We start from the raw sequence: 12,000 nt of genomic DNA on the forward strand, positions 1-12,000 counted from the left end.
CGTGATGTGATGGTGCTTAGCTAAGTTGGTATCCCAGGCTCTCAGCATGCATGGTGACGACAGATGCCGGCAGACCGATGCGCAGAAAATTGAACATGCCGACCATCGGGCTATAAGTCACGCCATCGATTGAAACGCGTACGCTGAAGATGCAACTGGCCGTTCGGGTAGCATCGCCGCAAGCGGATAGGTTATCGCCCGGGTCGGTTGGAAATGCCGTGACCACACTGCCGTTTTTAGCCAGGTATTCAATGGTGATATTGCTGCTCGTCACTTCGGCCCCCGCCGGTATCGATGTGCCGCCGAACAGTGCAAGCGTTTTAATGGTGTCCGTCTGATCGATCCAACGCACGACGGCTTCGCGCGCGCCGCGCCGGGTCACTTCCTGCATCGTGTTGTAGACAAAAAGCATTCGCCCGAAGTCAAGGATGGCAAACAGTATGGTGAAAAAGAGCAGCGAGACGAGCGCAAACTCAACTGCGGCAGCGCCGCGTTGACGATTGGGGAGCAATCGATGGAAGGTTCGCATTTGTTCCTCCTACAGCATGTACCGCATCGTTGTGTGCGGAGAGAGAGTGGCCGAGTATGACGAACTTGCCCCGATCAGGAACGGAATGAACTGACCGATGGTCATGGTGTAACCGACGATCTGGACCCGCACGCCACCCGGCGCTGTGCCGTCGGCGCAAGATGCATCCGCAAACGTAGCGTCGAGGCAGGTTACATCGACATTGGCGGTCACGAAATCCGGCACGCCCGCGCTCGTTACCGCATCCACCACAATTTGTTTCGCGGCCGGAACGCCCTGCGAGGCGATGGTTGCTTTGGCTGCGACTGTCATCGCCCGCGCCGCATCTCGTGTACTTTTCGTGAGCGCGTCGTAATACCAGAAAGCACGGCCGAATTCGAAAATACCGGCCAGGATGCTGATCAGCAAGGTAATGACCAAGGCGAACTCGACAACGGCGCCGCCATGCTGGTTTGCCGGACGCCTTCTTGAGGTGAATAGGTAAAGGATCATGTCGCTCACCGATATAGCTTGATTTCGGACGTCGGAACCGGCTCGATGAGCCCGGCAAATTCACCGTAAATAGATTTGGTCCCTCCCGTCAGGTTTGCTGCCGTCTGGAGGAAAAACCGCCCCAGTCCCTTTACCGGCAATGTCGCGCAAGACAAGCCGCCACCGCCGAGGCCGCTGCAATCGACGATCACGACGTTCATCAGACGACGGTAGCGCGTGCCGGGCGGGTGTACCGGCGGCGCCTGGAAATAATTGCCGGATATCTGGTCGTACGGCGCTGCCGGTGTTCCCACCGGGAACGGCGGGACCGCCGCCGCAGCGGGATACCCTATTGCATCTGCGGTCAAGCCAGGGTTATACAGGGTTGCCCAATCAGCTGGAACGAAGGGCGCTCCGGCCGTAAAGTTCGGTGCTGAACCAGTCCCGTGAACTGCGCGAGTATAGGACCACAAGACGCCGAAACCGGCTGCGGTTGGCGGGTTTGCCGGCCAGTTGAGCGGTTTATTCGTGGCTGCGTTAATACTGATCGACTGCTGAACCGGATCAGGATTCATCCAGGCAGCCGGCCGACCTGCCGGCGGAGACGCGGCGATGCCGTAGTCTTTTACGTTGGTATCTGGCGGAGCCGTCACCGGGTCGCACGCTGTGCCACCCGGAAAAGAGTCCATGCGGCTGTTGATTGCTTTTTCAATCGGTCCATACGAACCGCCGGTATTTGCATAAACCGTAGAGCCGCCGCCCACCGCAGAATTGCCCTGGCAAACGAACGGCGCGGTAAAGTTGGCGCTGGAGTGGCTCGGGTTGCAAGCTGTGGGTGGACTGTCCACGGGATTTAGCAGAATCGGAACACCACTTGCGCCCAATGGACCCAGGGATGGAATGTTGTAGGTAATCCCGCGGCGAAATCCCAATTCCATCAATTCGTTGGTAACCGGCATGACCGCCGTTGTGTGCAGCGGGTCTATGGCGCATACGCCCAGGGGTGTCACGTCCACGACAAACCGGCCCGCGACGGCAACACCCGATGTACTTACCGTATTGACGCCTGCAACCCGCATCAGATAAGTGTTGAGCACTTTCGACCCGGTATCGACTCTGATGAACGTCAAGCCTTGCGGGGCGGCCGTTGCGGCCGCTACACTAGACCAGGGGCCGTCCGGGCTTGCAGAAAACTCAATGTTCGACTGCGCAAGGGAAACGTTGGTGGAGAAATTGTATTTATTTTTCAGCGCTATTTTTTGTGCATCGCTGACCGCGTTGGTGATGCCGGCAGCACTTTCGTTGAGGTCCTTCGCCCCCGCAAGCGCCGCGCCATCGGCCGCATTTTGCAATTCCGCCTTGGCGATGTAAAGGTGCCCGAGATCCAGTACGACGCCGCCCATTGCCAACAAGACGACAATGGTTAATCCGAGCACGATGGCAATAGCGCCGTGTTCTTTGGGCAGCGTACGGTACGGTGATCTCATCGCAGTCTCCTGTTGTTCGTCGCAAGCTGGAACTCAGCGGCCGCCCACGCCAACGGTAAAGGCTCCTGGCTGCGGCTCGGGCGCTTTGTATGATTTCTGGTACACGTCATAAGCGCTCATGGCCGCCTTGCCATCCATTCCTGTGACGGGATCGGTATTGCGCGACGCCTCCGGATGCAGCGTTTGCTGCGACTTGACCAGATTCACGGCGTCGCCAAAATGGCTGTCCAGGTTCGGCGTCTGTGCGCAGCCTGCGACTGCGAGCAACGCCGCGCATAGCACGCCTGCGGTACGAAAGTGAGTGCGGTTCATGATTGCTCTCCTATTTGACGTCAAAGCCAGACGGCGGGGCCACCGGTTTCTTTTCTTCCGGCGCGGCCGAACCTTCCATTTTGCCCCCCAGGAAGAATTCGGCGCGGTTCGGCAGGACCAGCTGATCGGTCGGCAGCGGATAATCCGCCGGCAATGGCTTTACCAGGCGCGGTGTGACGATGAACACCAGTTCGGTCTTGTCGGTCTGGAAGCTGCTGCTGCGGAACAATGCGCCGAGGATGGGAATTTCACCCAGCATCGGAAAGGCGCTGATGTTCTGCGTAACGTTGTTTTTAATCAGTCCGGCAATGGCGAAGCTCTGGCCGTCGCGTAACTGCACCGTGGTCGATGCGCGCCGCGTGGTGATCAGCGGCACAACGGCAGTCAAACTCGTTCCGGGAGCCGAAATCGACGCTCCGGTCGTTGACAGTTCGGACACTTCCGGCGCCACTTTCAGATTGATGCGCCCGCCGTCCAGCACGGTTGGGGTGAAACGCAGGCCTACACCGAACTCTTCCTCTTGCAGCGTGATGGAGGTGACCCCCCCGGCGCCAGAGCTGGATTGCGGTACCGGGATGAAAATTTTGCCGCCGGCCAGAAAGCTGCCTTCCTGGCCGCTGATGGCCATGATGGTCGGCTCGGCCAGGATTTTTACCAGGCCGTGCTGGTTCTGCGCGTCGACGCCAAAGGTGTTGCCGTTGCTTTTGGTGAAATTCAATGCCCCGGGACTGCCGGTGAGGAAATTCGTCACCAGGCTGGCGGCCCAGCTGCCGCGGTGCAAGGCGGCGGAAAAATCCGCGCCAAGCTTGTCGAGAATGGTTTTATCGATCTCGGCCACTTTGACTTCCAGCATCACCTGCTGCGGCGCGGCGATAGTCAGCATGTTGACGACTTTGGTCGCATTCGACGGCTGGCCGCCCGCTGCACCGCCGGCGGCCGGCGCAGCGCCTCCCGGCCCTCCGTGCGCACTGCGCTGCGCGTAGGCGTTGGCCAGCGCCAGAACCTGATCGGCCTTGACCACATCGGAAACCTGTCCGGACAGGATCACGGTGTCCCCGGCGGTCGTGATCTTGATATCCTTTTCGTCGGCCAGCAGTTGCTCGAGCCGCGAGTGCAGCGCCGCGGTATCGACGCCGACGGCGATGTCGATGATGGTGGCATTATTGGCCCGGTTCCAGAGGATGAGATTGGTGGACCCGACCGATTTGCCGAGCATATACACCTCGCTCGGATTAAGCAGAATCACGTCGGCGATCGACGCGTCGCCTACCGACAGCCGGGTTGCCGGAGAGGGCAGGCGCATCAGCGTGGATTTCCCTTGCGAGAGATTGATCTGCGGCGCCAGTTCGACGTTGCCGGTAATCGGCGCCCTGAGTGGTACAACCGCTGGCTTGGGCTTGGCGGCCGCGCTTTGTTTTGCCGGTTTGGATGCGGCATTCGGCGGATTTTGCGCGGCAGCGGCAAGTACGCCGGCTTCCACTGCTGCCTGGCCATGCGCCAGTGATGCCGCCGTTGCCACGCCTGCCACAGCCAACGCCATGCGCAGTACCGCCGGTCTTGCCCCGCTGCAGAATGTGCTCATTAAAATTCTCCCTGGTTTTTTCTTGATTTTTCTTAAAACTGTTGGGTACTGCGGTCCAGCCCTTTAATAACCTCGACTTGCTCTCCAACGGCAGGCGCGCGCAGCATGGCCATGTGCTTCACCGCTGGCCTTGGCCTGGGCTTGGCCGCGGCTGCGGTCTTGACTTCCGGCACGGGGGCTGCCTTGACATCGAGCAGTGTGGACTTGGTCGCGCCGCCTGTGTTCACCGGTTCCGGATCGATCTGGTTCCTCAGCACCAGCGAGAGAGTGCCGACGCTGCGCGCCAGATCCAGTTTTTCCGCCTGATCCGGCGTGAGTTCGAGGGTCACGGCATTGACGACCTTGGGCTTGGTTTCGTCGCGGCTCGATTCCTGCGCTACGGCCAGTACCAGAATGCGCTCGAGCACGATCTTCGAAATGCTCTGGTCCTTGTTCGCATCGTTTTTCGCGCCTTCCCCCTGGGTATTGACCAGGATGTCGACGAAATTACCGGGCAAGGCAAACCCGGCGACGCCGACCACGTCGTTGACGCGCACGGTCATGGCGCGCTTGCCATCCGCGACCACCGCAGAAAGTCCACCGGTGGTGCCGGGCGGCGCAAGCTTGCTTTCCATGACCGGTTCGCCGCGCTGCATGCTGGTGCGTGCGACGCGCGTGTCGACCAGCTTGGCGTCGGTGAATGCGCCAGGCGGCATGGCGCTCGTCGGCCAGTCGACCATGCGCACCATTTCCGGACTCAGCCTGGCGCCGAGACTGATATCGACCTGTGCGACCGCCACCTTGTTGGTCGCGCCCGAAGCTTGAGCACTGATCCAGCGCGCAGCCACAACGACTGCCCCGGATGCGAGGACGACCGCAACGGCCATCATCATCAAAGCACGTGTATTTCTCATGTCTGATTCCCCCTGGTTGGCCCGACATTTGTATTTCAGGTCGGCCCTGTTAGTAGCGATCTGCTGCTGACGACTCCGGCACAGCTTCCTTCTTCTATAGCATCGGCGTCAGGAGCCGATGAAGTAGTTGTTCCACGCCCAATCCAGTACCTTTTCATCGAGACTCGCCGTCCTTCCTTCGTACAGCGCAAGATCGCGCACCTGCGCCAGGATGTCGCGCGGATAGCAGGCCAGCAGCGGACGCCCTTCCTTGTAATGGTGCTGGTGCAGCAGGTATTGGAAGGCATCGCCAGAATAGACTACTCCATATTCCTCGCACACCTGAGAAAATATGCGTTGATATTGCGGCTCCGCCAGCGGTCCGACGTGGATCTTGTAGCCAAGCCGCCGCAGGAAGGAGCCGTCGGCCAGTTGTTCCGGCGGGAAGTTGGAAGAAAACACGACGATCACGTCGAACGGCACCAGAAACTTGTAGCCGGTGTGCAGCGACAGATAATCGATATGCCGGTCCATCGGAACAATCCAGCGGTTCATCAACTCGGTCACAGAACACCGCTGGCGTCCCAGGTCGTCGATGATGAAGATGCCGTTGTTGGCCTTGAGATGCGGCGGCGCCTGATAGAAGCGTGTGCCCGGATCGAACTGCAGGTCGAGCAGGTCGAGCGTCAGCTCGCCGCCCGTCAGCACGGCCGGGCGCATGGCCCGCACCCAGCGGCCATCGAGCGGCATGCGCTTGTCGAACGCATCCGTTGGTTCTGCCGCAGCGTCAACCGGGCGATGCACGGCGGGGTCATAGATTTGCACGACCTCGCCGTCAACCATGATCGCATACGGCACCAATATATCGCCCTTCAACAATTCCACCAGACGCTCGGCCAGATAGGTTTTGCCGCTGCCTGCCGGGCCGTGGACAAGAATGGCCCTGCGTGAATTCATTGCTGCGCCGAGTTGATCGAGCACGATCGGGCTGACCACGATCCCGGCGAATGCGTTTGCCATGTCCGCGCGCACGACGCGCATCTGCGCCACGCTCTGCGCTTCCGCTTGCGCACGGTAAGCGGCAAGCGTTACCGGCGCGGGGCCGGCATACGCGTTGCGGCCCATGAATTCGGTCGCCCTGGTGCGGCCGGCATCGGTGAGGTTGTAGGTGAGATCGGCGTCGGTGCCACTGCCGCCGCGGCGGGTGACCTCGCACAGCTTTTCGGTGCGCATGAAGGTGATCAGCGGATCGAGTACGCTGACGGTCAGCTTGAGCTGCGCTGAAAGCTCGGTCAGCCGCACCTGGCCGCGCAGGAACAGCAGCTTGGCGACCAATTCGACCAGGAACAAAAACGGCAAACCGGTTTCCTCGACTGTGCGCGGCGCGCGCGGGATGGCTGTATCAGGAACCCCGATCCCGGTGACGCCCTCGTAATTTTCAGCAAACATGGTGGTACTCCCCTGGCTACGCTATGGACAGCTAGAAAATTGCGGGAATCACGCGATATCGAACCTGCCGCATGTATTCACGATATTGCGCGTCCATTGCGAGATGTTTTTCTTCTCTCAGGATGCGGACATACAGAAACCCCATCGTCATGACGTAGATCACAAAGTTCATCCATGTAGTGTTTGACAGGACGTACCCGGTGAATATCAACAGATAACTCGCATACAACGGATGGCGCACGACGCGATACATTCCCCTGGTCTTGAGTTCCCGTTGCGCGGCGACCAGCGCAAAGCTGCGATTGAGCGATAGCAAACCGAAAATCTGCAGCACGGTGCCGAACACAACAAGATTCGTGGCGGCCGGCAGGAGTCCCCATGATGCAGGAGAAAGAAGCAGAGCCGTGAAGGTTCCCGCTACGGCAAACAGCCAATCGAACGGATCCGCCGATACGCTCGCCGGTGCGCTGCGCATTACAAAAAAAACTGCGGTGAGCGTTTCCGAAACACACACCAGCAGGTACGCCCATTCCCCGCTGTGATGAAACGCAAGCACGTGGCGATAGGCAAACCATCCCCATAAGCCCGACATAAGAAGTCCGGTGCAAACGTGGATCATCTCCGAGTGCAGAAACCGCGGTGATTGCTTCATGTTTGACTCCTACCTGTTGCCGGATGGCCTTCATGGCTCACGAAAAAATGGCGTGGCCGTTGTGCGCCAGTAAAATTTGCACGACCGTGCCTGCCGCGATAGCCAGGGCATATGGCAGTTTGCCCGTGGCTGAGGCCGGCGGCGACTCCATCTGCGCGCCCTGGCCTGTGTGAAACATCATGAAGCGAATGTTCGCCAGCGTGCTGCGCAAGACTCCCTTCCACAAGGCCACCGCAAGCGCGAGGATGCCGCCGGCAAGGAAGGTCATCAGCACCGCGCCCAGAATTGAAGCAGGGCCAAGGAAAGCGCCGACCATTGCCATCAGCTTGACGTCGCCCGCCCCCATCGCTCGTAGCAGATAAAGCGGCAGCAGCGTGCCAAGCCCCATGCTGAACCCACCAAGCGCTCTCAGGAAACCGAAGCCCCCCGGCATGCTGCTGAACAGTCCCGATCCTTCTGGCAGAAAAGCGTTGAGCGCGAGACCGGTTAGCGTGCCGGCAAGCACGAGCTTGTTCGAGATGCGGCGGGTGCGAGCGTCGGTCCAGGATGCGGCCGCGAGCAGAAAACCGAGCCACACGGCGCAAAGGACGCTGATAGTGCCAGTGCCGATCTGTTCCATCTAATCCTCGCTTAAGTAAATCTGATTGCGATCTTCTGCGCCCAATAAGAAAGCTGTGCGCTCCCGGTAATGCCGTTCAGTTAAGAAAAATTTCAACTATCCGTTCGGACTGAGTAGCTGCGCCGCAGCGTATCGAAGGAGTGCCGACGTCTGTGCGCTTGCTTCGATACGCCCTGCAGGCTACTCAGCACGAACGTTTGTTTATCTGCACTAACTAAACAGCATTAGTGCGCTCGCGGTTCCTTGCCGGATCAGCTGGGGAGCGGCATGCTCACGCAGCAGCCGCAACAGCAAGGCTCACATTTGCATATAAGGCGCCTAAATTAATTCCCAGGGCTGCCACACTCACGACAATCGCTACTGCGATAAGCGAGGCCAGCAGGGCATACTCAATCGATGTGACAGCGGATTCGTCGCGCATGGCGCATAAGGCAGAGGCACGCATTTTTTCCTCGACTTGTGATAGGTTGGGTTGACGTTATCCGCACCAAATTTGTCTTTGTTGCCAGCTGGGTAAGGAAGGCCCAAACTGCGTATCGGCCAGTTTGGGTACCTTTCTTGACAGTGCCCTCAGTCAGACGGCGGTGGCCAAAGCAGTGCTAACGGCGCCGAAAACAAGCTGGAGATCTGTTCCGACCAGTTGCACTGAGCCGATGATTACCACGGCAATCAGCGCAGCGATCAAACCGTATTCGATAGCCGTCACGCCGTCTTCTTCGCGGATGAAGTTTTTGAGGAAGTTCATGATGTGTTCCTTTTAAAGTTGAGATAAGGTTCGCCAGATTTTTGCTGCAAGCACTGCTCAGTGGAGTGTTGACCGGAGTTGTAATTTTTTGGGTTACAGTTCCGGAAACCTTCCGCTACTTCACACCACCTATCCCATCGCCGTAGCGTGGAATTGGAACAAGCCTCACGTCCCCTTGCCCAACGCAAGTAGCGCAATGACGCACACTACAGCGATGAGCGCAGCCACTAGAGCGTATTCGGTAAACGAGACACCGGCCTCTTCCCTCAGGAAATGCACGAGGGAAGGTGGCGGATACGCGTCTGATCGCATACTTTTCTCCGAATAATTTCTTCATGGCCTTGTCCGGCTTGTCTCAGTCGGCAACAACTCCCGCGCTGATGACTGCACTATAGGCACGCCGCCGTTGCCATACATCGGACGAATGTCCTTTTTGTTCTAGTACGAATCGACCATTGTTGGTGGTGGCGAGCAGGACTTTTGTACCAGGAGCGAGTCGGGCTGCGGCTGTCGCCGTGCGAACAGGGCAGGCGATGAGATGGGAGATGCCAATAGGATGATCCGGTTTTGGCAAATTCAGGCTTGAGGGGGAACACAGTATCTATTCAGGGCGATCGCCCTGAATAGCGCAGCGTATCGAAGGGTACGCTGCTCGACTATCACAGCCGCAACTAGACCTTGAAAGCTTCCAGCTTCTTCGGCACGGCAAGGTTCTTCAGCGTCACATACTGCGGCAAACCGTTCTCGTATTTGGGATAGTCCTCGCCCTGAATCAGCGGCAGCAGATAGCGTTTGCATTTCTCGGTGATCCCATACCCATCCCGGCTGATGAAGTCCTTGGGCATGAACTTCTCGACGTTCGCCACGTCCTTCAGATCGGCCACGCCGATCCGGTATTTGTACGGCACGTCGGATAGGCGCTGAATGGTCGGCATCACGGCATTCCGGCCTTTCAGCGCCAGTTCCACTGCCGCCTGGCCCAGCTGGTAAGCCTGCCTGACATCGGTTTTGGAGGCGATATGGCGCGCTGCGCGCTGCAGGTAATCGGCCACCGCCCAGTGGAATTTATAACCAAGCGCCTCTTTGATGAGGTTGGCGACCACCGGCGCCGCTCCGCCCAGCTGGGCGTGGCCGAACGCATCCATGGTGCCCTGCTCTGCCAGAAACCTGCCGTCGGGATAATGGCAGCCTTCAGACACCACAACGGTGCAATAGCCGAATTTCTTGACATGTGCGTCCACCCTGGCGAGAAATTTCTTCTGGTCGAACACCACTTCCGGAAACAGGATCAGCACCGGAATATGCTGGTCGACCAGCAGCCCGGCGGCCGCAGCGATCCATCCGGCATGGCGTCCCATCACCTCGATCACAAAAACCTTGGTGGAAGTCTTGGCCATCGATTTCACATCGAACGATGCTTCCAGGGTCGATACGGCCACATATTTGGCGACCGAACCGAACCCGGGACAGCAGTCGGTAATGGGAAGGTCGTTGTCGATGGTCTTCGGCACATGGATCGCCTGCACCGGGTACCCGAGTGCCTCGGACAGCTGTGAAACCTTGAAGCAGGTATCGGCCGAATCGCCGCCGCCGTTGTAGAAGAAGTAGCCGATGTTATGCGCCTTGAACACCGCGATCAGGCGCTCGTATTCACGCTGATTGGCTTCCAGGCCTTTGAGTTTGTAGCGGCAGGAGCCGAACGCACCGGACGGGGTAAAGCGCAGCGCCGCAATGTCGGCCGCCGATTCCTTGCTGGTGTCGATCAGGTCTTCGGTGAGCGCGCCGATAATGCCGTTGCGACCGGCGTAGACCTTGCCGATCTTGTCCTTGTGCTTGCGCGCCGTTTCTATCAGTCCGCAGGCGGAAGCGTTGATGACGGCGGTGACGCCGCCGGATTGCGCGTAAAAGGCGTTCTTCTTGGCCATGGTTTTACCGTCCTCAAGGTTGTCGATGACTGCACATGACTAGTATTCCCACTTGCCTGATACTTTGCAATCGTTTCCAACAAGCGCGACATAATCGACGCTGCGCTAGCCGTCGATACGGGTCAGCCAACCGACTGCTATTACCTGGTCTCGTTTGCCTTCAGCCACTCTGTCAACGCGACCCGGCCAGTCGTGGAAAAATCCGTGAAGACGCCATCGATACCCAAATCGAAATACGCCTTGTATTCCGCTTTCGGGTCGCCGTGATAGGTTTTCGTCAGACGTGCAGCTTCGTCACGAAACGTAAACGGATGCACGAACAGGCCGAGCTTGTGCGCATCGGCGACCAGCGACGTTGGCGCCATATTCGCGGCCTGGTCCAAGCTCTTCACTGCGTTGCCGGCGGCGTCCACGCCTTGCGGCGGCAATATATACAGCTTCCATGGGCCGATGCCGTCGGCGTAGGTCTTGATTTCCGCCAGGCCCGCCGGCGTTACCATGGCCGCGAAAGTCCGCGGATCGTTGGCTTGCAGCCAGGAGAACGGCTTGGCGGTATCGGGTGAGCCATAGGTCATGACACCGGTTTTGAAGTCGGTGCCGTCGCCGTCGATCAATTGCACGACCTTGGTTTTCAGGCCCAGCTTGCGCATGTGCTTCAGGCTGACCGGCTCAAACGACTGTACGAAAACCGGTGCATCCGGGGTATTCCAGCCTTCTGCGTTGAGCATCGCCAGCAGCTTTTCTTCCAGCGGCACACCTAGCTGACGCTGATAAATCGGATTCTTGGTTTCAGGGTAAATATAGATCCTGCGCTTGGGATCTGCAGCCATGGCGTGCTTGGCGAGATCGATGATTTCCTGAAACGTCGCCATCGGATACAAACCGTCATATTGCTTGCTGCGCACGGCGATCGGCTGTTTCACCCGCAGCGTCTTCAGTTCGGCGGCGCTGAAATCACTGATGTACCACTCCGGTCCGGTGGCGACCCCGTCCACCATGCGCGATTTCTTCCGTGCTGCGAATTCCGGATGGCTGGCAACGTCGGTGGTATCGCTCAAAAACACGTTATGACAGGCAAACAGCACGCCGTCGCTGGACGATTGCAGATCCAGTTCGAGCGCATCGGTGCCCGCCGCTATCGCTGCCTGATAGCCGGCGATGACTTCTTCCGGATACAGGCCCGGCAAACCGCGATGTCCGACAATCAGGGGCGGATTGCCATCGAGCGTCTTGAAGTGGCTCGTCTGCAAGTTGCCATTGGTGCCGGCACATCCTGCGATGAAGAGCGTGGCGGCGATGAGTGAAGCGGTCAGTTGTCGTTTCATAGGTCCTCTGATAGGCGGCGTTTTTGCGAGAT

General features: G+C 58.7%; 14 protein-coding genes. All 14 read right to left on the reverse strand.

Annotated features, from left to right (window positions below):
- Positions 1 to 16 precede the first annotated feature (16 nt).
- Entirely contained in the window at positions 17 to 529 is a 513-nt protein-coding gene (locus tag AC3CHX_RS26495) for a TadE/TadG family type IV pilus assembly protein (protein ID WP_488630924.1), read from the reverse strand.
- 9 nt (positions 530 to 538) lie between these two features.
- On the reverse strand, positions 539 to 1,021 hold the full coding sequence (locus AC3CHX_RS26500) for a TadE/TadG family type IV pilus assembly protein (protein WP_488630925.1): 483 nt from the start codon (positions 1,019 to 1,021) through the stop codon (positions 539 to 541).
- A gap of 5 nt (positions 1,022 to 1,026) precedes the next feature.
- Positions 1,027 to 2,487, reverse strand: coding sequence for a pilus assembly protein TadG-related protein (locus AC3CHX_RS26505; protein ID WP_488630926.1), 1,461 nt, complete (start codon positions 2,485 to 2,487; stop codon positions 1,027 to 1,029).
- Between the two features lie 33 nt (positions 2,488 to 2,520).
- Positions 2,521 to 2,799, reverse strand: coding sequence for a pilus assembly protein (locus AC3CHX_RS26510; protein WP_488630927.1), 279 nt, complete (start codon positions 2,797 to 2,799; stop codon positions 2,521 to 2,523).
- A gap of 10 nt (positions 2,800 to 2,809) precedes the next feature.
- Positions 2,810 to 4,381 (reverse strand): type II and III secretion system protein family protein, encoded by a 1,572-nt coding sequence (locus AC3CHX_RS26515; protein ID WP_488630928.1) that lies wholly within the window; start codon positions 4,379 to 4,381, stop codon positions 2,810 to 2,812.
- Positions 4,382 to 4,413: 32 nt separating this feature from the next.
- Positions 4,414 to 5,274, reverse strand: coding sequence for a Flp pilus assembly protein CpaB (cpaB, locus tag AC3CHX_RS26520; RefSeq protein ID WP_488630929.1), 861 nt, complete (start codon positions 5,272 to 5,274; stop codon positions 4,414 to 4,416).
- A 108-nt stretch (positions 5,275 to 5,382) separates the two neighbouring features.
- Complete coding sequence (locus tag AC3CHX_RS26525; protein ID WP_488630930.1) at positions 5,383 to 6,702, reverse strand: P-loop NTPase family protein; 1,320 nt, start codon at positions 6,700 to 6,702, stop codon at positions 5,383 to 5,385.
- Between the two features lie 31 nt (positions 6,703 to 6,733).
- Positions 6,734 to 7,354, reverse strand: a complete 621-nt coding sequence (locus AC3CHX_RS26530) for a methyltransferase family protein (protein ID WP_488630931.1) — start codon at positions 7,352 to 7,354, stop codon at positions 6,734 to 6,736.
- 37 nt (positions 7,355 to 7,391) lie between these two features.
- Positions 7,392 to 7,973 carry an A24 family peptidase gene (locus AC3CHX_RS26535; RefSeq protein WP_488630932.1) on the reverse strand — a complete coding sequence of 194 codons (582 nt, stop codon included), beginning with the start codon at positions 7,971 to 7,973 and terminating at the stop codon, positions 7,392 to 7,394.
- 271 nt (positions 7,974 to 8,244) lie between these two features.
- Entirely contained in the window at positions 8,245 to 8,418 is a 174-nt protein-coding gene (locus AC3CHX_RS26540; RefSeq protein ID WP_488630933.1) for a Flp family type IVb pilin, read from the reverse strand.
- 129 nt (positions 8,419 to 8,547) lie between these two features.
- A complete protein-coding gene (locus AC3CHX_RS26545) occupies positions 8,548 to 8,718 on the reverse strand; it encodes a Flp family type IVb pilin (RefSeq protein ID WP_488630934.1) in 171 nt (56 codons plus the stop codon).
- Positions 8,719 to 8,883: 165 nt separating this feature from the next.
- Positions 8,884 to 9,030, reverse strand: coding sequence for a Flp family type IVb pilin (locus tag AC3CHX_RS26550; protein ID WP_488630935.1), 147 nt, complete (start codon positions 9,028 to 9,030; stop codon positions 8,884 to 8,886).
- 359 nt (positions 9,031 to 9,389) lie between these two features.
- On the reverse strand, positions 9,390 to 10,643 hold the full coding sequence (locus AC3CHX_RS26555; RefSeq protein WP_488630936.1) for a 6-phosphofructokinase: 1,254 nt from the start codon (positions 10,641 to 10,643) through the stop codon (positions 9,390 to 9,392).
- 140 nt (positions 10,644 to 10,783) lie between these two features.
- On the reverse strand, positions 10,784 to 11,968 hold the full coding sequence (locus AC3CHX_RS26560; protein ID WP_488630937.1) for a glycerophosphodiester phosphodiesterase family protein: 1,185 nt from the start codon (positions 11,966 to 11,968) through the stop codon (positions 10,784 to 10,786).
- Positions 11,969 to 12,000: the final 32 nt, after the last annotated feature.

This window comes from Glaciimonas sp. OK215, assembly GCF_057787885.1.

Coding starts and splice junctions, on each gene's coding strand:
- AC3CHX_RS26495 (WP_488630924.1), bottom strand. CDS start 529: ATGCGAACCTTCCATCGATTGCTCCCCAATCGTCAACGCGGCGCTGCC.
- AC3CHX_RS26500 (WP_488630925.1), bottom strand. CDS start 1,021: ATGATCCTTTACCTATTCACCTCAAGAAGGCGTCCGGCAAACCAGCAT.
- AC3CHX_RS26505 (WP_488630926.1), bottom strand. CDS start 2,487: ATGAGATCACCGTACCGTACGCTGCCCAAAGAACACGGCGCTATTGCC.
- AC3CHX_RS26510 (WP_488630927.1), bottom strand. CDS start 2,799: ATGAACCGCACTCACTTTCGTACCGCAGGCGTGCTATGCGCGGCGTTG.
- AC3CHX_RS26515 (WP_488630928.1), bottom strand. CDS start 4,381: ATGAGCACATTCTGCAGCGGGGCAAGACCGGCGGTACTGCGCATGGCG.
- cpaB (WP_488630929.1), bottom strand. CDS start 5,274: ATGAGAAATACACGTGCTTTGATGATGATGGCCGTTGCGGTCGTCCTC.
- AC3CHX_RS26525 (WP_488630930.1), bottom strand. CDS start 6,702: ATGTTTGCTGAAAATTACGAGGGCGTCACCGGGATCGGGGTTCCTGAT.
- AC3CHX_RS26530 (WP_488630931.1), bottom strand. CDS start 7,354: ATGAAGCAATCACCGCGGTTTCTGCACTCGGAGATGATCCACGTTTGC.
- AC3CHX_RS26535 (WP_488630932.1), bottom strand. CDS start 7,973: ATGGAACAGATCGGCACTGGCACTATCAGCGTCCTTTGCGCCGTGTGG.
- AC3CHX_RS26540 (WP_488630933.1), bottom strand. CDS start 8,418: ATGCGTGCCTCTGCCTTATGCGCCATGCGCGACGAATCCGCTGTCACA.
- AC3CHX_RS26545 (WP_488630934.1), bottom strand. CDS start 8,718: ATGAACTTCCTCAAAAACTTCATCCGCGAAGAAGACGGCGTGACGGCT.
- AC3CHX_RS26550 (WP_488630935.1), bottom strand. CDS start 9,030: ATGCGATCAGACGCGTATCCGCCACCTTCCCTCGTGCATTTCCTGAGG.
- AC3CHX_RS26555 (WP_488630936.1), bottom strand. CDS start 10,643: ATGGCCAAGAAGAACGCCTTTTACGCGCAATCCGGCGGCGTCACCGCC.
- AC3CHX_RS26560 (WP_488630937.1), bottom strand. CDS start 11,968: ATGAAACGACAACTGACCGCTTCACTCATCGCCGCCACGCTCTTCATC.